General features: G+C 53.8%; 29 protein-coding genes. 27 read left to right on the plus strand and 2 right to left on the minus strand.

Annotation, left to right across the window (positions count from 1 at the left end; translation table 11 throughout):
• Positions 1-58 precede the first annotated feature (58 nt).
• The 27 genes from BMW43_RS08340 (at position 59) to BMW43_RS21710 (ending at position 21,672) form a co-directional block, all read left to right on the plus strand.
• Positions 59-1,084: a phage protease gene (locus BMW43_RS08340; RefSeq protein ID WP_218140632.1), complete on the plus strand. Its 1,026-nt coding sequence runs from the start codon at positions 59-61 to the stop codon at positions 1,082-1,084.
• On the plus strand, positions 1,084-1,482 hold the full coding sequence (locus tag BMW43_RS08345; protein WP_091745676.1) for a hypothetical protein: 399 nt from the start codon (positions 1,084-1,086) through the stop codon (positions 1,480-1,482). The genes BMW43_RS08340 and BMW43_RS08345 overlap by 1 nt, the downstream gene beginning before the upstream one ends.
• 25 nt (positions 1,483-1,507) lie before the next feature.
• On the plus strand, positions 1,508-2,398 hold the full coding sequence (locus tag BMW43_RS08350; protein ID WP_091745678.1) for a Mu-like prophage major head subunit gpT family protein: 891 nt from the start codon (positions 1,508-1,510) through the stop codon (positions 2,396-2,398).
• Between the two features lie 28 nt (positions 2,399-2,426).
• The gene (locus BMW43_RS08355; protein WP_091745680.1) at positions 2,427-2,738 is read left to right on the plus strand and encodes an HI1506-related protein; all 312 of its coding nucleotides are present in this window, start codon (positions 2,427-2,429) and stop codon (positions 2,736-2,738) included.
• A complete protein-coding gene (locus BMW43_RS08360) occupies positions 2,738-3,172 on the plus strand; it encodes a gp436 family protein (protein WP_091745682.1) in 435 nt (144 codons plus the stop codon). Before BMW43_RS08355 ends, BMW43_RS08360 begins: the two co-directional genes overlap by 1 nt.
• A complete protein-coding gene (locus BMW43_RS08365) occupies positions 3,172-3,648 on the plus strand; it encodes a phage virion morphogenesis protein (RefSeq protein ID WP_091745684.1) in 477 nt (158 codons plus the stop codon). Before BMW43_RS08360 ends, BMW43_RS08365 begins: the two co-directional genes overlap by 1 nt.
• Positions 3,645-4,529 (plus strand): hypothetical protein, encoded by an 885-nt coding sequence (locus tag BMW43_RS08370; RefSeq protein WP_091745686.1) that lies wholly within the window; start codon positions 3,645-3,647, stop codon positions 4,527-4,529. Before BMW43_RS08365 ends, BMW43_RS08370 begins: the two co-directional genes overlap by 4 nt.
• A gap of 4 nt (positions 4,530-4,533) precedes the next feature.
• A complete protein-coding gene (locus BMW43_RS08375; protein WP_091745687.1) occupies positions 4,534-4,734 on the plus strand; it encodes a YqzN/YkzM domain-containing protein in 201 nt (66 codons plus the stop codon).
• Entirely contained in the window at positions 4,734-6,203 is a 1,470-nt protein-coding gene (locus BMW43_RS08380) for a phage tail sheath subtilisin-like domain-containing protein (protein ID WP_091745689.1), read from the plus strand. The genes BMW43_RS08375 and BMW43_RS08380 overlap by 1 nt, the downstream gene beginning before the upstream one ends.
• A 13-nt stretch (positions 6,204-6,216) precedes the next feature.
• The gene (locus tag BMW43_RS08385) at positions 6,217-6,654 is read left to right on the plus strand and encodes a phage tail tube protein (RefSeq protein ID WP_091745691.1); all 438 of its coding nucleotides are present in this window, start codon (positions 6,217-6,219) and stop codon (positions 6,652-6,654) included.
• Between the two features lie 25 nt (positions 6,655-6,679).
• On the plus strand, positions 6,680-7,114 hold the full coding sequence (locus BMW43_RS08390) for a phage tail assembly chaperone (protein ID WP_091745694.1): 435 nt from the start codon (positions 6,680-6,682) through the stop codon (positions 7,112-7,114).
• Between the two features lie 168 nt (positions 7,115-7,282).
• A complete protein-coding gene (locus BMW43_RS08395) occupies positions 7,283-10,441 on the plus strand; it encodes a phage tail tape measure protein (RefSeq protein WP_091745696.1) in 3,159 nt (1,052 codons plus the stop codon).
• A gap of 10 nt (positions 10,442-10,451) precedes the next feature.
• Entirely contained in the window at positions 10,452-11,261 is an 810-nt protein-coding gene (locus BMW43_RS08400) for a LysM peptidoglycan-binding domain-containing protein (RefSeq protein WP_218140633.1), read from the plus strand.
• A gap of 14 nt (positions 11,262-11,275) precedes the next feature.
• Entirely contained in the window at positions 11,276-12,313 is a 1,038-nt protein-coding gene (locus BMW43_RS08405; RefSeq protein WP_143050591.1) for an XkdQ/YqbQ family protein, read from the plus strand.
• Positions 12,294-12,671 (plus strand): hypothetical protein, encoded by a 378-nt coding sequence (locus BMW43_RS08410; protein WP_091745700.1) that lies wholly within the window; start codon positions 12,294-12,296, stop codon positions 12,669-12,671. Before BMW43_RS08405 ends, BMW43_RS08410 begins: the two co-directional genes overlap by 20 nt.
• 6 nt (positions 12,672-12,677) lie before the next feature.
• Positions 12,678-13,127: a DUF2634 domain-containing protein gene (locus tag BMW43_RS08415; protein WP_091745702.1), complete on the plus strand. Its 450-nt coding sequence runs from the start codon at positions 12,678-12,680 to the stop codon at positions 13,125-13,127.
• Complete coding sequence (locus BMW43_RS08420; protein ID WP_091745704.1) at positions 13,128-14,246, plus strand: baseplate J/gp47 family protein; 1,119 nt, start codon at positions 13,128-13,130, stop codon at positions 14,244-14,246. It abuts the gene before it with no gap.
• The gene (locus BMW43_RS08425; RefSeq protein WP_091745706.1) at positions 14,239-15,597 is read left to right on the plus strand and encodes a putative phage tail protein; all 1,359 of its coding nucleotides are present in this window, start codon (positions 14,239-14,241) and stop codon (positions 15,595-15,597) included. The genes BMW43_RS08420 and BMW43_RS08425 overlap by 8 nt, the downstream gene beginning before the upstream one ends.
• A complete protein-coding gene (locus BMW43_RS08430) occupies positions 15,566-16,006 on the plus strand; it encodes a hypothetical protein (RefSeq protein ID WP_091745708.1) in 441 nt (146 codons plus the stop codon). Before BMW43_RS08425 ends, BMW43_RS08430 begins: the two co-directional genes overlap by 32 nt.
• Before the next feature lie 12 nt (positions 16,007-16,018).
• Complete coding sequence (locus BMW43_RS08435; RefSeq protein ID WP_091745711.1) at positions 16,019-16,888, plus strand: hypothetical protein; 870 nt, start codon at positions 16,019-16,021, stop codon at positions 16,886-16,888.
• Complete coding sequence (locus BMW43_RS08440) at positions 16,888-17,808, plus strand: hypothetical protein (protein ID WP_091745713.1); 921 nt, start codon at positions 16,888-16,890, stop codon at positions 17,806-17,808. The genes BMW43_RS08435 and BMW43_RS08440 overlap by 1 nt, the downstream gene beginning before the upstream one ends.
• A 73-nt stretch (positions 17,809-17,881) precedes the next feature.
• Positions 17,882-18,220, plus strand: coding sequence for a diversity-generating retroelement protein Avd (avd, locus tag BMW43_RS08445; protein ID WP_143050592.1), 339 nt, complete (start codon positions 17,882-17,884; stop codon positions 18,218-18,220).
• Positions 18,221-18,515: 295 nt separating this feature from the next.
• Positions 18,516-19,604 (plus strand): RNA-directed DNA polymerase, encoded by a 1,089-nt coding sequence (locus BMW43_RS08450; protein WP_091745715.1) that lies wholly within the window; start codon positions 18,516-18,518, stop codon positions 19,602-19,604.
• Positions 19,558-21,009, plus strand: a complete 1,452-nt coding sequence (locus tag BMW43_RS08455; protein WP_091745717.1) for a hypothetical protein — start codon at positions 19,558-19,560, stop codon at positions 21,007-21,009. The genes BMW43_RS08450 and BMW43_RS08455 overlap by 47 nt, the downstream gene beginning before the upstream one ends.
• Before the next feature lie 25 nt (positions 21,010-21,034).
• Complete coding sequence (locus BMW43_RS21075) at positions 21,035-21,190, plus strand: hypothetical protein (RefSeq protein ID WP_177173513.1); 156 nt, start codon at positions 21,035-21,037, stop codon at positions 21,188-21,190.
• Positions 21,191-21,192: 2 nt separating this feature from the next.
• Positions 21,193-21,318, plus strand: a complete 126-nt coding sequence (locus tag BMW43_RS21705) for a CD1375 family protein (protein ID WP_281246121.1) — start codon at positions 21,193-21,195, stop codon at positions 21,316-21,318.
• Positions 21,319-21,378: 60 nt separating this feature from the next.
• Positions 21,379-21,672 (plus strand): response regulator transcription factor, encoded by a 294-nt coding sequence (locus tag BMW43_RS21710; protein ID WP_091745719.1) that lies wholly within the window; start codon positions 21,379-21,381, stop codon positions 21,670-21,672.
• 100 nt (positions 21,673-21,772) lie between these two features.
• Here BMW43_RS21710 and BMW43_RS08465 read toward each other — a convergent pair whose 3' ends face one another.
• Positions 21,773-22,948 carry an HDOD domain-containing protein gene (locus BMW43_RS08465; protein WP_177173515.1) on the minus strand — a complete coding sequence of 392 codons (1,176 nt, stop codon included), beginning with the start codon at positions 22,946-22,948 and terminating at the stop codon, positions 21,773-21,775.
• A gap of 2 nt (positions 22,949-22,950) precedes the next feature.
• Positions 22,951-25,053, minus strand: a complete 2,103-nt coding sequence (locus tag BMW43_RS08470) for an ATP-binding protein (RefSeq protein WP_091745723.1) — start codon at positions 25,051-25,053, stop codon at positions 22,951-22,953.
• Positions 25,054-25,233: the final 180 nt, after the last annotated feature.

A 25,233-nucleotide genomic window follows, 5' to 3' on the forward strand; every position in this document is an offset into this window, starting at 1 on the left:
CGAAATTAAAGGGCATTTAAAGGAATTTAAAAGGGGTTTAGTTAGGAGGTGAATGTCTATGAATGTCCATATCATGAAAAGCGACCCTGAAAGCAATAAAATTCTGGCTTTTTTCGCTCTCTCTTCCGGAAGCGGACAGCCTGTGGGCAATACCATCCAACTTCTTCCTTACGGCTGGGTTGAAACCGACAAAGGAAAATTCCTGGTGGACGATACCGCCATGAATATGATTATGCGGACGTTTGCCGCCAAGAAAAATGACACGGTGATTGACTACGAACACCAGACCTTAAAGGATGTCATTGCACCGGCAGCCGCCTGGATTAAAAAGCTGGAAAACCGGGGCAAAGACGGGCTGTGGGGGGAAGTCGAATGGACGCCAAAAGCGCAGGAGTTTATACAAAACAAGGAATATCGCTACTTGTCCCCTGTCATTTTTGCGCGAAAATCCGATGGCCGAGCCGCTATCCTACATTCGTGCGGCCTGACAAATACCCCCGCAATCGACGGCATGGAGCCGATTGCAAATAAAGAAACGGAGGCAAACAGTATGGATGAATTACTGAAAATGCTGGCAGGACTTTTAGGTCTGCCGGAAACCGCTACCGAAGAGGAAATCAAGGCAGCCATTCAAGAGCTAAAAAGCAAAGTGGAACAAAGCGGCCAACTCGTGGCCAACAAAGAAGTGCTTTCCCTGTTGGACCTGCCGGAAACGGTCAGCCTGGCCGATGTGAAAGGCCGGATTATCGCCTTGAAAAATCCGTCCGGCTATGTGAGCGCCCAAGAGTTTAAGGCCCTGCAGGACAAACTGGCGGCCAAAGACCGCGACGACCTGGTGGGTATGGCCATGAAATCCGGCAAAGTCGCCCCGGCGCAAAAAGCCTGGGCCGAGCAATATGCTCTGAAAGACCCGGAAGGATTTAAGGCGTTTCTGAAAGATGCCCCGCCTGTGGTGCCGGTCGGTCCGGAAATTGCGGGCGGCGAAACCCAACGCAAACAGCAGGTGGATGAGCTGCAGCTCTCCGTCAATAAAGCGCTGGGCATAACCGAGGAAGCTTTTAAAAAATTCGGAGGTGAAGAATAATGGCTGCTCTAACACGTGACCGCAACACACCGGAACGCGAAGGGAAAATCTTAGTGCTGCCGATGGCCGCGGCCACTACCATTTATGCCGGTTCCTTGGTGGTCATTAATGCCGACGGATTTGCGGCCCCCGGTTCCACTGCCGCCAATGTGAAAGCGGCTGGCCGGGCGGAAGAATACCGCGTAAACTCAGGTAACGCCGGGGAGGAAACCATAAAAGTACGGCGCGGGGTTTTCAAATTTGCCAATACGGAAGTGGACCCGGTGACTGCCTTGTTATCCACCTGCTATATTGTGGACGATCAAACGGTGGCGGGCACCAATGACGCAGGTCAGCGAAGCGCTGCCGGGAAGGTCCTGGCTATTGAGCCGGACGGCGTCTGGGTCGAAGTTCTCTGATTACAATACGAAAGGCGGTACAAATATGATTGTCAATTCACAAGCCCTGCAAACCATTTATAGAGGCTATAAAGTCATTTTCAATGAGGTTTTTGCCGGAACCAAGCCGCAATATGAAAGAATTGCCACCGTCGTTCCCTCTAAGACCAAAAGCGAGGAATACGGCTGGCTAGGGTCCTTTCCCCGCATGCGGGAATGGATTGGGGACCGGGTCATTAACAGCCTGGCTGCCCATGGATACACCATCAAAAATAAATCCTGGGAGGATACCGTCGAAGTCGACAGAGACGATGTCGAGGACGACACTTATGGCGTCTATATGCCCATGATTAGGGAATTAGGGCGCAGCGCCGCCACACACCCGGATGAGATCATATTCGGCCTTCTGGGCAGGGGCTTTGTTGAACTCTGCTATGACGGCCAGTATTTCTTCGACACCGATCACCGCGATGGGGACGGCCCTATTCAGTCCAACATGGGTACGCTGGCGCTGTCCCCCGCGTCCTATTCCGCCGCCCGCGCGCAAATGATGAGTTTGACCGATGCTAACGGAGCGCCGCTGGGTATTTCTCCTAATTTACTGGTGGTTCCGCCCCAGCTTGACGAGACCGGCAGAGGCATTTTACTTGCCGAACAGATTAGCGGCACTACAAACACCCTGAGAAACACGGCGGAATTATTAACGGTTCCCTGGCTGGCCAAAAATCCCAAGGCATGGTTTTTGCTTGACACCAGCCGGGCCATAAAGCCCCTTATCTTTCAACAGCGTAAGAAACCGGAATTTGTTTCCATGGACTCGGTTAGCGACATGAATGTGTTCATGCAGAAAAAGTTTTTATATGGCGCGGACTGCCGGGACAATGCAGGTTTTGGCTTGTGGCAGCTTGCCTTTGGCAGCACCGGCGAAAACGCCTAATGGCACAAAACAAGGAGGATATATTTCTATGGCAATTTTGATTGCAAGCAAACGCGACGGCTTCCGCCGTGCTGGGATTGAACACCCCAGCACGCCCACCCTGTACGCGGACGACCGCTTTACGCCGGAACAGTTGACGGCCCTGGAGAAGGAACCTATGCTGATTGTCCACCATGTGGCGGATAAACCAGAAGGCGTCAAGGCGGCTGAAGCCCCGCCGCCGGAAGAAGCCAAAACGGAAAAACCGAAAGATGCCAAAAAAGACAAAGCAGCCAAAGCGGAGGCGGCTCATAAAGAGGAAACCCCGGCCAAGGATGAAGCGCCTGCAGGTGATGCCTGATGTACTGCACGATTGACGACCTAAGAAAACAGTCGTCAGATGAATTTCTCAACCGCTGCACTGATGACGCAGGAAGCGGAGAAATTGACCAGTCTATCGTGGATGAAAAGATCATGGATGCACAAACGGAGATTGACTCCTATTGCCGGGCGCAGTACCCGGTTCCTTTCCAGGTGGTGCCCGGCCTGGTACGGAAACTGGCGGTGGATATTGCTTTATACCATCTCATGTCCAGGCGCGGCTTTGATGAAGAAAGCGCGGACGCTATTTTAGTGAAGCGCTACCGCGACGCAGTAAAAATACTGGAAAACCTGGCAAAAGGCATTGTCACCATCGGCCCGGCAGTCGCCGGTGCGCCAACCCCCCAGCCGCAGCAGGCCACCATCATTTCGCCGCCCCGGCGTTTTTCACGGACCAGCATGGAGGGCTTTTAGTGGGCCTGACCTTGAGCGATGATTTTGCCGAATTGAAAAAAGACCTGGCGGCGCTTTCCGATATAGACCCGGAGGGTCTGAATAAAAAAATAGGCGAAGTCCTGGTGTCCTCAACCAAGCAGCGTTTTGAGGATGAAAATGCCCCGGATGGAACAGACTGGCCCAAATCCATCCGGGCCGCGTCCAGCGGCGGGCAAACCTTATCTGACAAAGGCCACCTGAAAAACTCTTTCAGCTACCAGGCCAGTTCTGAGAATGTCGAAATGGGCACCAATATCAAGCACGCCCATGTCCATCAAGACGGCATGGAAATCAAGCGGAAAACAGCCAAGTACCTTCGTTTCCAAATTAACGGCGGCTGGGTAAAAAAGAAAAAAGTCGTCATTCCCAAACGACCGTTTTTAGGCATTAGTGATGATGACATGGAAGAAATCGACGGCACCATTGTTGACCATTTAGAAGGGAGATTGCCATGATAACAGCGGTTAAGCCCATATTGAAACAAACGCTGACAGCCATGAACGTCGCCCCTGTATATACGGATGCCGAAGATGAAGGAAAATTCAAGGGCGTAAAATATGCCTGGATTTATGAGGTAGACCCGGAACGGGTCAGCCGGGACGGCGATACCATTACGGCCAGGGACGACGGTTTTTACCTCCGGGAATACGAACTGCGGCTGAAAGTGGGCATCCGACTTGTAGCCCGTACCGAGCCGGAGGCCCACGAACTAAAAAGCCATTTTTTGCAGGCACTGGCCGCCGTTCCATTTATTCCCGACCCGCAGGGCTTCCCCATCGAACTAAACGTTTTAACAGCGGAATGCATCGCTGACAAAAGCATTCTGAAAACCGGCAGCGGTTATGAATTTGTTATAGAAGCACTCGGCGGCATTTACCGGCCCGCTGACCCGGCTCTGGCCGACCCCTGGGTACAGGCGCTTTGTGTATGGACGAAAGCCCTGCTGCCTGCGCCCTGGCGCATATATGAATTCTATCCCATGGGCAGGCCGGACATGACCCTTTACTGGCAAGTCTCCAGCGTGGACGTGGAGGAAAAAAGCCTATCCGCGTATACCGTCCGTAAGAAACTGACCGGCCATATTTTCGCTAGGAATGACATGGCCGCCTGGGCCGCCCTGGCCATTGCGGAAGGCTTGCAAAAGGACTTTAAACTGCCTTTAAATGCCGAACAAAAACGCTTTATGACGGTTCACAAGCCGGAAGTCAATATCAGAAATAGCCCGGTGACCAGCGGCCAGGTATCCGTGACGCTCATCCGCAATACGGCGCGACCGACGGAAGACGTTCCGAAGATTGGCGGCTTCTCCATCGCCGGAAACTTACAGGAGGTATGACAGTATGGCAAGTAAAGAAACGGCTTCAAAGACCACACCGGAACAAGAGTATGCGATGGCTGAACTGAAAGCGAATGCCCCGCTGTTGTTTGGTGTACAGCCCGAAGTCATTGACGGGGCATTGTACAACAACCGGAAACAAACATTCAGTGTTTCGGAAATGAAAAAATTGATTGATACATTCTTAGAAAAGAAGGTGAAATAATGCCTGGAGGAACATGGTCCGTTACTGAATTGCCGGTACTGCCTGGTTTATTTCTCAACTTTCAGGCGGCAGCGCTGGCTGCCATTCAAACCGGCGCGCGCGGCACCGTCATTTTGCCGGTCAAGGCGCACTGGGGGCCGGTCGGCAGCTTTGAAACCATCACCAGTGAAAACGACTTGTTGAACAAGTATGCCGCAGCCGAAGATAAAGACGGTTCAACCGTATACAATACCGTACGCATGACATTACTCGGCGGCGCAAACAAAATTCTGGCTTACCGTCTGGCGGATACCAATGCCAAACCGGCCTCCCTCATTCTCAAAGATACCAGCACCACACCGGCTGACGCAGTTAAGCTGACGGCAAAATACCCCGGCGCACGCGGTAACGCCTTCCGGGTAACAGTGCAGGCCAACATTACGGACAATACCAAACAAGACCTGAAACTGTACGAAGATGCCACTTTGTTAAGAACCTTCACCTTTCCCGCCGGACAGATAGCGGACGCGATCACCACAATTAACAATGATGCGGCCAATGTATGGATTGTCGCGGAAAAGATCGACGACAGCGGCACGCTGGCCGCCGTATCCAGCCAGGCATTGACTGGGGGCAATAGCGGCATTGCCGGAATTACGGCAGCCGACTATACCAAAGCCATGAATGCCTTTGAAACGCAAACCTTTAACATCATGAGCCTGGACGGGATTACGGACCCGGCCATTCAAACCAGTGTAACTTCTTGGACGGTGCGCATGCGCAACCAGGGCAAAGTCATGATTACAGTCATGGGCGGACCGGCAGCCGACGATGTAGCAGCCGACGCGGTACAAAAAGCCATTGCCAGAACAGCAGGCTTTAACCACGAAGGCATTGTCAACGTAGGCACCGGCACGGTACTGGACGGCGTAACCTATTCCAGCGCCCAAGTTGCTCCCTACGTGGCCGGGTTGATTGCCGGGCAAAAATTGTCCGAGTCGACCACTTATGCAGCATCGCCGTTTGACGATGTAACCCGGCGCTGGACGCGAACCGAAATGGAAGATGCGGTCAGAAACGGCGTGTTTATCTTCTTCCATGACGGCAGAATTGTGAAACCCTTACGCGGCATTAACTCCCTCATTACCCTGCGGCAGGGACAAAATAATTCCTTTAAGAAAATCAGGGCCATTCGTGTTCAAGACGCGATCAACAGCGACCTGCAAACGGCTGCCGAGGACAATTATATCGGTAAAATCAACAACACCGAGGAAGGCCGCCTAGCGCTCATTGCCGCCTGCAAACAATACATGGAAGTACTTACCCAGGGCGGCGTCATTGAGGCGACCGGCTGGGACGTGTATCTGAATCCGGCCTATTACGGCGCCAGCGCCACCATTACGCCGGAACCGGACCAGGTATTCATGAATTGGACGGCCCGTTTAACGGACGTCATCGAGCAAATATTCGGCACCTTCCTGGTGCAATAAGGGGGTGTAATAGATGGCGGGATTTGATAGCGCGAATGTCATCAACGGCCACTATGGTTCCATCTATCATGAAGGTTCCTGGATGACCAATTTTAATAAAGCCAGTGCGAAAGTGGATATACAAAAGGCTGAACTGAAGCTGTCCGGCGACCGCTGGGTGCGGCATAAAGTTCTTTCCCTCAAAGGGACCGGCAGCATATCCGGCTACAAAGTAACCAGTGAACTAATTCAATTCAATGCGCCGGTGGCCAACAACCGCAACAAGTCGGTACGAACGGAACTGATTTATAAGCTGGACGACCCCGAAGCGCTGGGAATGGAACGTATTCGGCTAATGAATGTCATGTTTGACTCGATTAATCTGGCCGACTGGGAAGCCGGGAAAGAAGTTAGCGAAGAATGGCCCTTCACTTTTGAAGGCTTTGAACTCTTAGACCCGATTGAAGAGTAACCAATAACGACTGGAGGCATAGACAATGGCAAACGAAGAAAAGGTAAACGAGGAAAACTCCCTGCTTGAACTGACCGACGAAGAGATATTACAAAAATTGCTGGAAGTGGACAGCGTGCCTGAACGCACGGTATCCCTGAAACGGCTGGGTATTCCGGTCACGCTCAAAGCCCTGACCGGCAAACAGATTTATAACATCCGTGAACGCAGCATGATTACGGTCAAGACCAAGCGTGGCCGTTCCAGGGAACTGGATGATGAAGCCTTTAACTGCGGCCTGATTGCTGCAGCCACCGTTAAACCAAACTGGGGAGACGCCAAACTTTTAAGTAAGTTCCGTGCTTCCGGCCCGGAAGAAGTGGTCAAACGCCTTTTGCTTGGCGGAGAGGTTGCGCAATTAAGCGACCTGGTGCTGGAAATCTCTGAATTTAACACGGAACTGGAAGAAATAAAAAACTAATCCGGGGCGGCGGCCTGGCGTGGACAATCCATGGCTTGTTCGTTCGCCATCATGTTCTCCCCGGTGTGTTTTGGCAACTGCCGCGTGGTCAACAACTTTTCATGGCCGCCAGCCTTGAAATTGAAATTGAGGACGAACAAAAACGACTGGAGGAGTTGAAAACTAAGAATGGCTGCTGAAGGACGTTTTTACCGGCTGAGTATTCTAGTTGACCTCCAGGACCGCATGCAAAGCGCCATGGAAAAAGTCACTGGGACGGCGGAACGGTTTGAACAGAGGCTGAAAAACACCGCCCGCGCCGCCCAAATGCTGGACAGGCAAAAGATTGCCCCGGTATTGGAAGGCCGGGACCGGCTGACCACTAGGCTGAAAACGGTCGCCTCATCCCTGCGCAGTCTGACAACAACAGCCTGGACGGTCACGCTGCGGGCCAAAGATGAAGTTTCCCGGATAACCAATAAAATCGGCAGCGCTTTAAGCAGCCCGCTGGGAATGTTGGGTATGGGAGCCGCGACGGTGGGCGCTGGCGGCCTGATGCTAAACAGCGCCGATAAGGCCATGGATTTTGAAGCCCAACTGTCTAGTATCAAGGCGCTGACCGGCGCAACCAGCGAAGAAATGGAGCGCCTACGGGCGCTTTCCCTAAAACTGGGCGCTGACACCAAATACAGTGCATTAGAGGCGGCGCAGGGTTTTGAAGAGCTTTTAAAGGCGGGTTTAAGCGTCGGACAGGTGGAAAACGGCGGCGCAGAAGCGGCTTTAAATCTGGCTACAGCGGGCGCGCTAGACTTGGCGGAAGCGGCGGAAATCATGTCTACAGCCATGAATGCCTATAAATCCGACAACTTGAGCGCGGCCCAGGCGGCCAATATTCTGGCCGGTACAGCCAACGCCAGCGCCACGGGCGTGTCCGAACTGAAATTCTCGCTGGCTGCCGTGTCGGCGGTCGCCAGCGGCGTCGGCATGAGCTTCCAAGATGTCAACGTGGCCCTGGGCCTCTTCGCTAACAACGGCCTGAAAGGTTCTGACGCGGGCACATCGTTGAAAACCATGTTAATGAACCTCATTCCTGACACGAAAAAGGCGATAACGGAATTTGAACGCCTGGGCCTGATGACAGAACAAGGGACAAGCGCCTTTTTCAATCAGGAAGGGCATTTGAAGTCACTGTCGGAAATCTCCGAGCTATTGCAAAAGTCCATGGCGGGCATGACCGACGAAGAACGGCTGCTGTCCATGCAGACCATGTTTGGTTCTGATGCCATCCGGGCCGCGAACATCCTGTATAAAGAAGGCGCGGACGGCGTTAGAAAGTTCACCGATGAAATGCTGAAAGTGACGGCGCTAGACGTAGCGCGGGAGAAAATGAATAATGCCAAAGGTGCCATTGAGCAGCTGGCCGGGTCGTTTGAGACCGCGCAAATTCGCGTCATGACCCCGTTTCTCCCGCTTGTCACCAGAATTGCCAACGGTATCGGCGATTCGATCGACAGCGCGACGGACGCCCTTGTGTCCCGCGCCGAGGAAGTGGCGGGCCAGATCGGCGGCTTCCTGGATGAACTGGCCAGTGATGAAAAATTCCAGGCCATGGACTGGGGCGACAAAATTGTCTATGTCCTGGACCGCATGATCGCCGCCGTAGATACGTGGTCAAGCGGCCCAGGCGGTGAACAGCTGGGCAAGGTAATGACCAAGCTGGCGGAAATCGGCATGCGCTCCTGGATGGCCGCCCTGGGCGGCATGATGAAAGGTTCTTTGAATTCGCTTTTAAGCGGCAATATTACGGGCGCGGTCGGCCTGGCCCTGGGTGCCAATTTCCTGGGCGCTGGGTCGCTTATCAAAGGCGGCTATGGACTGGCCAAGGGCATGCTGGGACGTGGAACGGCAGCCGGTGAAGCGGCGGCCACTACGACCAGCGGCGGTCTCTGGTCCAGGATGAAGGACGTTTGGTCCACCGGCAAGCAATTGACCGGCATTGACCGGGCCTATGCGGGTTATCGTACTTCCGGGATCTTCGGCGGTGCTGCCGAAGCAGCCAGCCCCGGACTTTTAGGCCGGGCGTCCGCACAGGGATGGAACCTGCTGGGAGGCGCAATGCGCCTGGCAAAAACGCCCCTGGGCGGCTTCCTTACCAAGGCCGCCGTGCCGCTTGGCATGGCCCTGGATGCGCTGGGGGTTGCCCAGTCGGACAACAAGGTCCAGGCGGCTGGCGGAATGGCCGGACGCTGGGCTGGGGCTTTCGCGGGCGGAAAAGCGGGCGCTGCCGGAGGCGCTGCCCTTGGCACCTTGATTGCGCCGGGCATCGGCACGGCGGCGGGTGGCATACTGGGCGGTATCGGCGGCAGCGTCGCCGGATTCTTCGCCGGTGGCAAGATCGGCGAATATGTGGGAGGTTTGGCGTCACAGCTGGACTTCACGCCGGTGAAAAACAAAATTGTGGCCGCGAAAGACGAAATGTCCGCAGCAGTCAGCGCTTGGTTCGACACCTTACCGGAGCGCATTGGTTATTCGGTCGGTTACTCCCTTACCTGGCTGTCAGAACTTCCTGGCAGGGGCGCTGCCTACTTCGGGCAGCTGGTGGATGATGCAGACGCCTATGTCAGCGCCTTGCCCGGCAGGCTGGCGGCCTGGTGGACGCAAACCTACAGCGACGCTTCCACCTGGGCGGCCCAAACCGTCAACGACACGGCGGCCTGGTTCTCTTCCCTGCCCGGCAGGGCGGAAACAGCCTGGCAAGGGCTTTACCAGACCGTGGACACCTGGGCGTCAAATACCTACAATTCCGTGGTTAACTGGTTTTCGAATATACCATCCGCTATTGGCGGGTATTTTGACCAGGCTATCAGCAATGTGTCGGCAAAGGCAGGCAATCTTTGGAACCGCATGACTTCCGGATTTTCTGCCGGACAGTCGGCAGCCATGCCGGGGCACGCCGATGGCGGCATCTTTAGCACTCCGCACGTCGCGCTGTTCGCGGAGGAAGGCGCGGAAGCGGTCATTCCGCTGAACCCCAGCCGCCGCGCCAGGGCATTGGAACTTTGGATGCAGACCGGCGAAGCCCTGGGCATTACTCAATACGCGACCGGCGGCATGACCGGCGGCCTAATGGACGCCCTGGTCATCGCCCAGGATGCCATCGGCGGAATGAACGGAACGGCCACGGCGGCCCCTTACGGTTTCCCGCCAGCGCCGCAGGCAACGACCGGCGACGTGACGGTGGAAAATGTAAATATCATCAATGAAGCTGACGAAGAGGCCATGGCCTTGAAAATCGGGCGCATGATCCTGGCTGCAGCCAAACAAAAAGCGGAAAATACCGCCAGTTAGGGGGTGCGACATGTTTACTGTGGATGACTTCAAAAGCTCCCTTACCGACCGTTTAATAACGGGAAAATCTATGCAAGGCAATCTGTTTAAACAGGTTGCCGGAGACCTGGCCAAACAGGCGCTGGGCATTGCGTCACAGCCTGTTTACGAAAATCAAACGCAAATTTATTTCACTGACCCGCAAACCCAGGAAAGCCTGCAAATACCAGTGCTGCCGCCGAAAATCACCATCAAATGGGAGCGCCAGACGGAAACGGTCAACATCCTGAATTTAGGCGAAGTGGACTTCACAACCGGCAAGAAACTGCAGGAGATATCATTCAGCAGCTTTTTCCCTATCGAATACACCCCGACCTATTGCCGGTATGCTGATATTCCCGACCCGGCCACCGCGTACATGACCCTTGACGGCTGGTGCGCCGCCCAAAATACGGACTATGTCCCCGACAGGCCCGTGCGCCTGATGATTACAGGAACATCCTTGAACATCAATATGCTGGTGCTTATCTCCAACCTGGAAACCGAGGACCGGGGCGGCGAACCTGGCGACATCTATTATTCCCTTTCCTGCCGCGAGTGGCGCGAAATAAAAGTCAGAACCGAGGCCGAGCAGTACGCCAGAAACAACCGCCCCAACCCAAAACCCAAACCCAAAATAGTGCAGCAAAAGATTAAATCCGGCGACACGGTGCAAGAATTCCTGTACAAAATTGCAAAGCAGCATTATGGCAACGGCCAGGACTGGAATAAGGTTTACAACATGAATAAAGCAAAGCTGCAGGGAAACCTGACGAAAAAAGCGATTGATTTGGTGCTTTGATGATTACGCCTGGAATGATTAGCTATGACGTTGTTTTGCAGGGAAAGCACTTTTTGCGGGAAACGATCGAAAAACTCACGCTGGAAGACCGGCTGGACGAAATCGCCTGCCGGGCCACGATGGACCTGGCAGTGCCTGGCGACCAATTCACCGGGCTGCCGGTCATCCAGCCGGGGCATACCATGGAAATCATCGGCGTGCCGTTTGGCGACACACAAATCAAGCAGGTTTTCAACGCTGGCCCGGTTTGGGATGTGGAAATCGACAACCAGCGGCGGCGGCGCTGGAATATCACCATGTACGACAACAGCATTTACATGGCGAATTCCGAGGATGAATACTACTTTGCGGAAGGCACCACGGCGACCCATCGAATCAAGCAGATTGCCGCCGAATGGAATATTCCGATTTACAACCTGCCGGAAACCGGCCAGCCCTTGGCCAAGGCCATGCACCGCCCCAAAAACCTCTGGTCAATTATTTGGGAGGCGCTGCAGGAAACGGCTGAAAAAAGCGGCAAACTGTACCGGCTGCGCATGATGCCGGGCACCATCACAACAACTCCGACCTATAAATTCAAGCCCGGTGGCCTTGAACTGGTGGAACTGGGAAGCAATGACCCGGTTTGGGTGTTTGAACTTCAATCAAACCTGAAACACGTCACACAGCGCCAGACGCTGGACGGCGCGGTCACAAAGGTGAAGATAATGGGCAACGCTTCCAAAGGAAAAAGAAGCCCGGTCGTGGGCACTGTGACCGGGCAGACGGAACTGGGGACACTGCAGCAAGTGCTTTCAGAACACAAAACCACCGATACGGCAACGGCCTTGAAAGTCGCTAACAACATGCTGGCGGGCGTCCAGGAAACGGTGAGCGTAACGGGAATAGACATCAACACCATTCGCGCCGGGGACCGTGTCCACCTGGAAGGCTGGCCGGAATTGCTGGCCATCAGCGTAAAGCACGACCTGGGCACGCCGGGCAGCATGTCGATGCGGCTGGCCACGCGCGAACATATCCGGAGGCGGTATTATGCCAGACGATCCCTTTAGTGAACTTTTTGGAATGCTGCATAACCAAATGAAAGAACGCGCCCAGGCGGCGATTGACGGCAACTGGGTCACGGCGGAACTGGGGACGATGACCGACAATATGGGGCTGAAACTGGATAGATTCAAATATGTGATAGACGACTATTTATTAAGCCACCACCTGACGCTGGCCGAACCGTATATGACACAGACCGAGGTTGACGGGCACCACGCCGACCCGATCGGCGGCACGCATAGCCACCAGGTTATCACACCGCCGCAGCTGCTCCCATTACATCCGGGCGACAGGGTGCTGGCCGTGCCGGTCAACGGCGGGCAAGATTTTGTCATCGTGGCGCGGGTGGTGCCGAGGGGGTAAAGACATATGGCAAACTTATTTCCGGCCACCGCACTGCCTGACCCGCAAACCCAGGAAACCACAACCCAGGAAATCGTATTTGGCCGCAACGTGGAACTGGATTATACGCAAGAGGAATTCGTCCTCTCCCCTACTGGTCGGCAGTACAAGCTGGACGAAACGAATTCATGGGTTGAATGGTGCGTCAAGGCCCTGGCTACCCCGCGATATAAGCACCTGATTTATAGCGACAACTACGGCAGCGAGTTTGAAACCTTGATAGGCAAAAGTTATTCGCACGAAGCGGCGGAAAGCGAGATTCGGCGCATGGCCAAGGAATGCTTGCTGGCCGATAGCCGCACGGCGAACGTGGACAATTTTCAGTTTGAATGGATAGAGGACGGCGTGATTTTCGTCTGCCGGATCGTGAACGTCCGGGGAGAATCAAGGAATATAGGCGGAAAGGTGGTGTTATAGATGGAAATTCCCGTGTATTTGGACAGTACGCAAAATACCGAAGAAGCAATCCGGCAAAGAATGCTGGACCGCGTGGACGACGACATTGACAAAACCGAAGGAAGCTATGTGTGGGACGGCCTTGCGCCGGTGGCCATGGAACTGGTTTTCGTGTCTCTCCTGGCCCAGTACGTTCTGAACATGGGTTTTGCGCAAACATCCGCCGACGACTATTTGACCATGCGGGCTGCGGAACATGGCGTCATCATCCGGCCCGCCGTAAAGGCCACGGGAAAAGTTTTATTCACCGGGACGCCAGGCAGCACGGTGCCGGAAGGCTTGCTGCTTTCCACGGAGGGCGCGGAAACCGAAGATTCTTCCTCTCTCCAGTTCGTAACTACGCAAAACATAACGCTGGACGAAACCGGGCACGGCGAAGCCGCTATCGAGGCGGTGGAGGCCGGAGCGCAGGGGAACATCCCTGCCGGGCGCATTGTGCTGATGCTGGCCGACCGGCGCAACGTACAGGCTGTTACCAACCCGGAGCCGACGACAGGCGGCCTTGACGTTGAAGACCCTGAAATCTTGCGGGCCAGATATTTGGAAAAGGTCCGCCATCCCGGCACCAGCGGGAACATTGACGATTATAAACAATGGGCCAAGGAAGTCCCAGGGGTCACGGATGTGCATGTCATCCCCCTTTGGAACGGTCCTGGCACGGTAAAACTTATCGTTCTTGGCCCCAACAAACTGCCGCCGGACGCTGCTCTGGTGGCCGCAGTCCAGGAATACATCGCCCCTACCAATGGGGGCGAACGCAAAGCGCCGATCGGCGCGACTGTGGCGGTTGACGCAGCCGAATCGCTGCCGATCCAAATTGACGCCACGGTGCTGATGGACGCTTCCGCCAACATATCACTGGCGGAAATCAACGAAAACTTTACGGCTGACCTGACGGAATACCTGGCGACCATGGCCTTTCAGGCGGATGTCATCCGATACGCCCGCATAGGGTCGCTGCTGATTGAACAGACCGGCGTCGTGGACTATATTGATTTAACCATCAACGGCGGAACCGGGAATATTCCGGTAGCAAACAATCAGGTCGCGGTCGTCGGAGCCGTGGAAATCCATGTATAGCGTTCGCGGCAAGGCAATGTTTGCATATCTATCCTGGTACTACGGAAACAGCCGGATCATGCAGTCCGTGCAGGATTCCCAGGGTATCGAGATAGACGACGCAAGAACGGCCCTTGAAGAGATTCTAAAACAGTTTTATGCCGACACGGCTGACTGGGCGATCGAACGCTGGGAAAAAGAACTGGCTGTGACGCCACCGGAAAATGCGGACATTGCGCTGCGGCGCGCGCTTGTCAAAGCCAAATTGCTGCGCCCGGCCATCATGACGCCCGCGCAAATACAGGCTATCGTGAACCAGTTCGTACTTGGACAAACGGCCAAGATTATTGAAATACCGCAGACCTACACTTTCCGGATTGACATTCCCCTGGGTGACTTGCTTTGGGGCGTGGAAATGCGCCAGGCGCTGGAAGCGGCCAAACCGGCGCACCTTGGATATGCCATACGCTACACGGTATTTTCGGGCCTGGACGATGTGGCGGCCATGGACGAAGACTTCACGGCGCAGATGGCCCTTTTACTAAAAGATTATTACCCCTGGCCAGGGCTGCGGCTGGACGGCAGCTGGTCCCTGCATGACGTTTCCAAACTGGACGGAACCTGGCCGCTGGATGCCGCCAGACACCTGGACCACCGCTTGCCGGTGCCGCCAGGCGTGCGGCTTAACTCCAAAGCGGACGTGCTTGGCCCGCTCCTGATCCGGACTTCCAGCTTTCATGAAAAACCGGAAGCCAAGCGCCTTCTGGACGGGCGCTGGACGCTGGACGGGCAGCACGTCCTGGGTGACAATCCCGCGCCGATCGACGCCAGCGGGGATTTGGTTATCCGCCGGTATCGCCGGTTAGACGGCAAATGGAACCTGGACGGTGGAGATAAAAACCTTTTGAACGGGTCGTTTCCGCTGGACGGGCGCGCCGGTCTTGACGGCGGCGGCATCCGGCTGGGAATTACTCAATACGCCGATAGCATTGACGGCAAGCTGCGCCTGCAGCGCGTCGAAAAATTCAGCCCCGCAGCTGACAGGCACCCTGTTTTCCAGGAAGAAATGAACGTCACAGATCAAGGAATGGTCCTTCACCGGAAGGTTTCATTCACGGAAGAAGCGACCGGCAAGCCAGCTTTGAACGGTGAATATCTCCTGAACGGAGCGATCGCCCTGGGCGACAACTTGCTGCCGCATGAATTTGACGGCGCGCTGCAGATCATCCACGCAAAGCGTTTAGACGGCACCTGGCCGCTGGATGGCGGCGTGACGGTCCGGCTGGACGGAACCTGGATTCTAAACGGCGATAAACTTCTATATGGAGGGGGAACACGACTTGAAATTGCAAGACGAATTGAAAAATTGTAAAGGAGTGCTGGCCATATGCGTGCGAAAGCAAGGCCGCGTCATTGAACGCTGGCGGGACCACAACCTGATAGTCGACGCCGGGCGCATTCGCATGGCGGAACTACTTGGCGGCACCAAGGCGGGCCAGCACGTCACCCACATTGGCATCGGTTCCGGAACGGCGCAGGCCGACCCAGGCGACATTAACCTGGCTAACCGGACGCTGGTGCCGGTGACAGCTGTCACCGTCGATGGAAAAACAGCTCACTTCGATTTTTTCATCGGCACCGACGTGGGCAATGGAACGGCCATTCGGGAATTCGGTCTGTTCTGCGCCGATGGCACAATGTTTTCCCGGCGTGTCCGCAGCGGCACGATTGAAAAAGAACCTGACATCGAGATTGAAGGCTACTGGGAAATTCATTTTTAAGGAGGTTTAAAAATGGCCGAGCAACAGAGAAACAACCTGCCGGAAGAAGCGAAATGGGAACCCGGCATCTACCAGCTGGAGGTCACGGACCTGGCCGAAGGCGGCATCAACGGCGTTATGAACACCCAGGGCAAGGAACTGGCGAACCGAACCGTGTATCTGAAACAGCTTTGCGACCAATTGGCAGCTGCTATTCCGGGCACCGAACAATTTGACGATATCATCCGGCAGCTGGCATCCTTGGATGTCAGCAAGGTTGAGCGCCGGACGGACCACCTGGAACGCGTCGTCGGCGACCTGGCCCTGGCCCTGGATGCAAACATGATGTATCCGGATGCCGACGCCCTGGTGGTGGAAAACTTCGACAATCCTGACCAGGTGGACATGATGGAAGCGCAAGTCATTTCCGTGGTTTCCGGCGATGATTCCATCGACCTGGTGGACAGCACCGGCATTGTGATTGGTGCGTATTACATGCTGACTGACGGCGAGAACCAGGAAACAGTTAAAACCAAGTCGCTGCATGTGGCTGGCGACACGCACCGGGTGATTCTGGAAACTCCTGTCGTGAATCAGTATGTATCGGGCCGCGCCAAATTGTACCGTTCTTCCGTGGCGATATACGACGGAAAGGCATGGGGCGGCGGCAATATCAAAACGGACATGTGGACACCGGGCGAAACCTGGAAAGGTTCCACGACGGCCCAGCCGGTTAGCGCCGCCGTGGCCTATACTTCACAAAGCGACTTCACCGTCACCGGCGCGGTGTTTGAAAACGGCAAATTGATTTTGGGCAGTGAATCTATTGGCATTGCGCTGGTTGCCACGGGCGGCGGCGCTGGTACTTGGCAGCAAGTTAATGCGGGAGGCGACAATAAATAATGGCATTAGATAAAGCGTTCTTTGATAAAACCTATCCCTGGGCCGGAATAAAGACCGAAACCATCGACGGGCAGGAAATGGTGTTCATCCCCAAATTCTATTACAAAACAGGCGTGGCACCAGTCGGCAGCCAGCAGGCCGGGAAGAAGTGCTGGTGGGTTGTTGACCGCCCGATCGCCGGATATCGCATACACCCCGCCTTTATGAAAGACGGTGCGGAAATTCCCGGCTTTTGGGTCGGCGCGTATGAATGCTCTGTTGACGCTGGAGCCAGCAGCAAGGCCGCGTCCGTATCCGGCAAATCCCCGCTGGTTTCCATCGACTTCCCGACGATGCAGAACCGCTGCACCGCCAGAAACGTCAGCGGGCAAACCGGCTGGCACCTGTGGAATATCTACGAATTGGCCGCCACACAAATGCTTTGCCTGATTGAACTGGGATCGCCGGATGTGCAGGCCAAGATTGGCAGCGGCAACAGCAACAGTTCCGCCGCCGTGGCCACCGGGTCCACCAATGCGAAATGGCGCGGTATCTCCGAGCTTTGGGGCAATGTCTGGCACATGGTGGACGGCCTCAAAGGCAGCGGCACAACCATTCAAATCCTTGACCGCCTGGGCAATGGCACCTATATAAACACGGGCGTGGCTGCTCTTTCGGCGGCGCATGGCTACCCCAAAGAAATGATGGACACGTCGGGCAGCGGGTTTGACTTCAACGACATATTTGTGCCGAAAAGCATTGACCAGACGGCAAGCAATGGAACCTTTGGTGACTATTACTGGTATGCCGTCAGTGACTTTGTTTGCTATCACGGTGGCTACTGGGGTTACGGGGCCTACGACGGGCTGTTCTGCTTGAACCTCAACGGTCCCGCGTCGTACTCCAACGTCACCTTAGGCGGTCGCCTCGCAAAGGTGTAGTCTGAATTCTGTAAACTGATACCTGTATTTCCGGGCGATAGCACGGAACGCACTTTGAAAATTGGTGGATTGAATGGCAATGGAAGAATTGAAATTGTTAACTCGCTTGGAGGAACTTGACCAATATAGTCACATCGTCCTCCAACAGTATCCGAAGCATGAAAAGTATGTACTGGCCACGCAAATCCGTCAAACGCTGGCCGAGCTAATTCATCAGACGATCCGATGCGCAAAACGGTTTCACAAAAAGACAAGCCTGCAGGACATGGACATAGAGGTCGAATACCTGCGGGCCTTGATCCGGAAAAGCCACGCACTAGGGTACATCAATATCCACCGTTACGAAGTTTGGATCGGACACGTCAATGAAATCGGCAAAATTGTTGGCGGCTGGATAAAGGCCACGAAGTAAAGTTGTTTCTAGGGCAAGACTTTATAACGGTGGCAACTGGGATAACGGGGCCTACGACGGGCTGTTCTGCTTGAACCTCAACAATCCCGCGTCGTACTCCAACGTCAACATAGGCGGTCGCCTCGCAATTTACATTTTTGGCCAGAAGTTGGGCATCTTACGGGAACCCATCCAGCGCCAGTAATTTGGGAGTCTTGTCCTTCCCTGCAAGGGAAAACATCAACAAAACAGGGCCACAAGTAAGCCAAAGCCTAAAGCGGTCCTGAATTCTCTGAATCCAGGAAGAAGATGGAAAATGCCTAAAACCTACTCGCAGCTTTATGAACGAATAACCAGTTTTGAAAATCTTTATCTGGCGTATTGCGAAGCCAGGCGCGGAAGGCGTTATCGCGGGGACGTTTTGCGGTTCCATCAAAAGCATGAAGAAACACTGTTAAATCTGCGCCAGGAATTAAAGACGAAAACCTGGCAGCCCGGCCCTTACTGGGAATTTCTATGCACGACCGAGGTTAAAAGGCGGGTCATCCATGCCCCGGCCTTCATTGACCGGGTCGTACACCACGCCCTGGCCAACGTAACAAGGCCGCTATTTGAAAAGAAATATATCTTTGACAGTTATGCGACTATTAACGGCAAAGGCACCCACAAAGCGGTCTGCCGCGTACAGGAATTCCTGCGCCGGGCCGGGGCGTCGTGGGGCACGGTTTACGTGCTGCAATGCGACATATCAAAATATTACCCCAGCATGGACCACGACGTACTGATGGAACAAATTCAAAGAACCATCCGGGATAAAGATGTTTTATGGTTGTGGCGTCAAATCATTGCCGGATTTAACGACGACACCGGCAAGGGGCTTCCGATCGGGGCCTTGACTAGCCAGATAGCGGCCAACATATACCTGAATGCCCTGGACCACTTTATTAAAGAATGCATGCAGGTAAAGTATTACGTCCGGTACATGGATGACTTCGTGCTGCTGGGACCGTCGAAAGAATATCTTTGGAACGCGCTGGCTGATATTAAGTGGATGCTAGAATGCCACTTGAAACTGAAACTAAACCCTAAAACAAAGATTTACCCGGCCTCTCGCGGCGTCGATTTTGCCGGTTATCGGACTTTCACCACTCATAAGCTGCCGCGCAAAAGAAACATCAAGGCAGCGAAAAAGCGTTTCCAGCATTTAAGCAAGCTGTACAGCAAAGGCATGGCTTCACTGGACCGGGTGAAAGCAAGCGTCATGTCCTTCCTGGGATACGTGAAGCATTGCCAGGCCCGGCGCACAACAATTTCCACCCTGTCCAGATTAACCCTAAAGAAAAAAGGAGGACCATTCAATGGCAAAGACAGCCCTGGTACTTACGACGAATATCAGCCAGATTGACTGCTCCCAAATGTCAACCATTACCGGCCTGGCGATCGTGTCCACCGAACCCGCCAACACAACGACAAAATACGCATTCAAGGCGGCATCCGGAGCATGGAGAAGATGGAACACAACATCGTCGGCATGGGAAAACCTTCCCACCCAGGAATTAACGGCCACCAGCCTATTGACGGAAGGCAACACAAAAGCGGAACTGCTTGCTGTTGCGGTGGCCAATCTGCAATGGCTGGCCGGTGCAAAAAATGACGCTGCAGTCGCTTTGACAATGACCGACGCAGCCACGGAGCCGCCCAGCGTAACGTCAATCACGGCCAGCGGTACGACCGCCAGCACGGTGTATGAAAAGGTCATAACGTCCGACAGTATCACAATTACATCGGTAGACAGCGCGGTCGATATTCTGGACATCAAAGTCGAAAAAACGGAAGTGGCCGGTGGCACCGTCCAGGTCAAGGCATCCATTCAGGGAAATGACAATAGCTGGAGCGACTGGCGGACAGTCGAAAATTATGTGACTACTCCGGCGACGGAAGCCAAAGCCATCAAAATACAGGCCACCTTAACCGCTCCCACCATTAACGTGTCGCAGGCATCCCTGGCCAGCGTATCCGTCAAACACAGAACCGACAATGTGGCCGTATTTGCCGAAGGCACCGGCACCTGCGTGACCAAAACGTATAACTTCATCCGGGAAATGCAGCGCGCCCACCTGATGGTTAAAAGGCCCGTGGTGCCGGACACTGAAATCAAAGCCTATATTTCCCTGCGGCCAAAGCCTTGTTCTGTCAGCCAGGAGGTGCTGGGTGTAGGCGATGGCGCACAGCATACCTATACACTGACACATCCGGCGAATGTAGCCGCCCACACCTTCGCGCTGTACTTTAATGGCACAAAGCAGTCTTCCGGGTTTGCTTTCAGCAGCACCGACGGGAAAGTGACCTGCACCGCCCCGGCTGGCGTCTCTGTGACTGCTGATTATGACTATAACTGGCTGCCGGAAGAATTCTTGCCTATGTCCTATGATGCCCAGTATCCCGACGCCCATAACTCCGAAATGGTGAACGATCAATTCAATTATGTGGCAACAGAAGAAACCGACCCCAAAGGTTCGGTTTCGGCCATGAGAATTGATTTAATCCAGAAAAAAGGCACCGTCACCGGCGAGGCGGTCGGCACCGGGTCGGGCGCGCTGCAGTCTTATGAACTGGACCATAAGGCAAAGATTGAAACACTGGTCATAAAGGCTGCTGGCAGCCCGCTGGCGCAGGCGGACTGGACATACAAGGATAAGACCAACACTCTGTTTGTTACGGCCCCCCAGGGGGCTGTAATCACGGCAGACTATGACTGGGCCGCCGATCCGGTTTACCTTGATAACTTCGCCTGCATCTGGAATGAATAACCACTTATATAGGAGGGATTAAGACATGGGAATGTTCAAGGAAAAGCAATTCCCGGCAGCAGCCGAGGGGAAGCCTAGCCAAGAGTTAACCGACGCATACGAGGCCATTGCGGCCCTGTATGAACAGGTGATAACTCTTACAGCCGAAGTGGAAGCACTGAAAGGAGGCGCTGCGTCTTGACGGTGGAAGCCTATATGATTAAGGTTTACGCGTTTCTGGTCAAAAACACCCAGCGCAAGATCGAAACCCTGCCGCAAGAGTATCAAACGCCGGTGGCCGAGTATTTGGCCGCTGCGGACGATAAATGACCCTTTAAATCCTTTTTAAGGGCCATTAAAGAAAGAAAAAAATATGAATAAAAAACCACTTTGCATAGCAGATTCGCAAAGTGGTTTTTTCCCAAAATAGATGCGGAAAATTCCCAAACTAGGTGCGCGCTTATAAGCACCGATAACGAATTATGCGTTCCGCTGACAGTAAAAGAAAAAGAAGTACTCGCTTTGCTGGCCAAGGGATTCTCCAATGACGAAATATCGGCGGAGCTGCATATCACGGTTGGCACCGTTAAAAGTCATATGAATAATTTATTTGGCAAACTGGAAGTAAATAGCCGTTCCAAGGTGGTCGCCAAAGGGCTGGAACTGGGTCTGATTAAGACCTGACAGCCGAAGTGTCCCGTAAATAAAGAAAGAAGCACCCCATACAGGGTGCTTCTTTCTTTATTAGGGCATAAATTCACTGTCCGGGCGGCTTATACCTTGCTTATTCCCAATCTTCCAAGGTCATTCTTTTACAATCTTCTCTAGTGATATTGAAAAAGCTAAGTACCCGCTCATCCACAGGCAGTTGTTCCCAGTTATCCTTTCCCTGCAAGGCACAATAGTGAGCCAGACAGGCAATGGCTACCAGCGTCCGGTCAGTTACGTTATGGTGAAAAGGATCATAATGAAACAGGGTGCCTTCAATAATCGGCTGGGGAAAACCCCACCAGTCCAGCAGATAGCCGCCTACCTCCGGATGAGTCACACCAATGATTTCCCGCTCCAAAGCCAGCAACTGCGCCCCGGGCTGCTCCCGCAGAACAGCGGCAATTTGCTTATATTGCGCCGGCATTTGCTTTACCAGAACTGTCAGGCCGATATTAATCACCAACCCGACTGAGGCGGCAACCGGCGGAATGTTCTTGCCGGTCAGCCGGTAATGGAACCGGTTAACCAGACGGTTCATTCTGATCGCGTGCTGCCACAGCGCCTCCCGGCTAAACAGGCCGGAGCCGCGGTCAGGCACCGACTCACAGAGGCAGGTCAGGAGAACAATATTTTTAACGGTGGTCAATCCCAGATAAACAATGGCCTGACTGATCGACCCGGTACGCATGCCATAGAAAGCGGAATTAGCCATATGTAATACTTTGGCGGCAAGGGCCGGCTCTTCCTCAACCACTGCCGCAATTTGCTGCATATCGGCATTGGCGTCAATCAGCTCCATCAGCCGGCTGAAAATCTGCGGCCGCAGGTGCAAACTGTCAATTTGATTAATAATGGTCAACAGCTTTCGGGCCTGCAGTACCTCTTTGATCTCCAATAGCTGCAAAATCGTTTTTTGCAAGGACTTGCCGTCCCAGGGTTTTAATATATACATTTTGCAGGAACCGTCGAGCAGCGCTTTGATTATTTCTTTCTCGTCCGCATGGCCGCTGAGGATCAGGCGAATGGTGGCCGGATACAATTCCTTCACCCGTCGCAGCAGTTGATGTCCGCTCATCTGCGGCATTCGCATATCGGAAATGATAATATCAATTTTCTCCTGGGCAAGAATCTCCAGCGCCCGGTGTCCGCTTTCTGCCGTAAATACGGTAAAACCACTGCCCCGGAAGAATCGCTGAAAGGTGTTAAGAATAGGCTGTTCATCATCAACAAACAAAATCTTTTTTTCCATCGTCATTCTCCCTGCTCTACGCTACCTGGCAAACGGACAGCCGCAGGAGGAAGAGCCGCTTCGCCGTCGTGCCGTATCGGCAGTTTAAAAATAAATTTAGCCCCTTCCCCTGTCGTACTCTCGACCCAGATATTGCCTTTGTGCCGGTTGACAATGATATCATAAGAAATACTCAGTCCCATCCCGGTACCTTGTCCCACGGGCTTGGTCGTAAAAAACGGGTTAAATATGCTCTTCATATTCTCCGGTGTAATGCCTGTTCCGTTATCTTCGACTGCGCAATACACGAATTCGGCATCAAACCAGGTAGATACTCTAATGACACCCGTTTCGGTCCGGTGTTTGTCTTTGATCGCATGCACCGCATTGACAATCAGATTAAGCAATACCTGATTGATTTCGCCGCGAACGGCCTTAATGACCGGGATGGGCGTCAGAATCTTCTCAACCACGGCATTATATTTAATCTCATTATGGGCCACCAGCAGTGTACTCTCCAATCCTTCCAGCAGATCATAGTCCTCAAAGACAGCCTGCTGGTCCACACGGGAAAAAGTACGCATTCCCCGGACAATCTTGCTCATCCGCTCCAGCCCGGCCAGCGTGTCCTGGAACAATTCGGGCAGGTCTTCCCGGATATAATCCAGGTCCTGCTCTTTTTCGTAGTCAGCCAGCTCCGCCACCATATTCGTCTGGGCAGCAGCAGTCTCTGTCTGCTCTAAAGCCAGACACAACTGACGGTAGCGGCTGAGCACCCTGTCGAAGACGGAGAAGTACTCCTGCAGTGATTCCACATTGCTGGTCACAAACCCCAGTGGATTATTAATCTCATGAGCCACCCCGGCCGCCAACTGTCCAATGCCGGCCAGTTTTTCCTGCTGAACAAGCTGTCGCTGGGCCTGCTCCAGCATATGCAAAGCCGAAACAAGCTCGTTATTTCTTTGCACCAATTCCTCCTTTGACACACGCAGGCTGGTTTCCATCCGCCGGCGATCGGCAATTTCGTTTTTCAGTTCCTGATTGGTATGCTGAAACTCCTCATTCATCGCTTCCAGTTCCTGATTGGCGGCAAATAATTCCCGCGTCCGCTCTTCCACTTCGGTTTCCAGCGTATCATAAGCCTGCTTTAGCTCCGTTTGCGTTCGCTTTTGCCGTGCCGTAATAAAGAGCAGCACCATAATAAAAATAACAATTACCACCGAGATCAGCGCAGCCACCCCGTAGTAAACGGCAACCCGCTCATTCACTTCCTGGAAAGCATCCTGTTCACTGATGCCGACCGAGACCACCAAGGGATACTCCTTTAACGCCTGGTAGCTGTGTATCCGTTTAGTGCCGTCAATATCGCTGGTGATCACATACTGCCCAACTTCACGCTCTGCCATATGAGCCATCAGCGCACCGCCGCTTAGGTTCTGGCCGGGCTCCGCTGTCACTCCCGACTCCCGGGCCCGGACTATCCCATCCCGCCCGACAAGCGCAATAGTCGAATTTTTCCCCAGATTGACCTGCTTGTAAAACTGGGTAAAGTAGTAGGGATCGACCGAAGCAACCACCACTCCGCCAAAGGAACCGTCCGGCTTATTCACCCGCCGCGTCATCTGGATCGACCACTTGCCGGAAGAGCGCCCCAGCACTGGTTTGCTGATAAACAGATCACCGCTGTCCCGGCCTTTGTGCACCAGGAAATGCTCGCGATCGGCCAGATTGGACGGCACAAAAGGCACCTGGCTACTGACGGCCAGATTGCCGTATTCATCGATTACGCTTAAAAGCACCACCGGCTGGCTGGCAAACCGCCCCTCCCTTATATACTGGGGAATATCAATACGGCTCCCCGCTTTTTCATATTCATGTTTTAAAAACAGCGCGGCCTGATCTACACTCTTGATGGTCCGCAAGGTATGCTCCTCAAAGGCCCGGGCAAAGTTTGCCGTATCCTTGAAGGCATCGGCCAGCGCAATCTGCCGTTCATTTTCGATCTTATAAAAAAGCCCCAGCCAAAGAAAAGAAAGCAGAAAGACACCAAACAGAATAATAATAATGCGAACGTTGCGGCTGGCCAGAGAGTCCTCTGTACCGATTGCCAGTCGTTTCTCCTCCACCGTCTGCTCCTCTCAGCCACCGGTCCGTCCCGGCTAACGAACTGTGGACACCGCTTATTCCTCCTGCACCAAACACAGCTTTCCGGCAACAGCGTTACTAACAAAAAGGGTAATACTTCTCACAGCACCAGATTCCCACTTACATCAGTAATTCTTCCTGTCCGATCCATTCCCTTTTGC

Source organism: Propionispora vibrioides, assembly GCF_900110485.1.
GTDB classification, from domain to species: domain Bacteria; phylum Bacillota; class Negativicutes; order Propionisporales; family Propionisporaceae; genus Propionispora; species Propionispora vibrioides.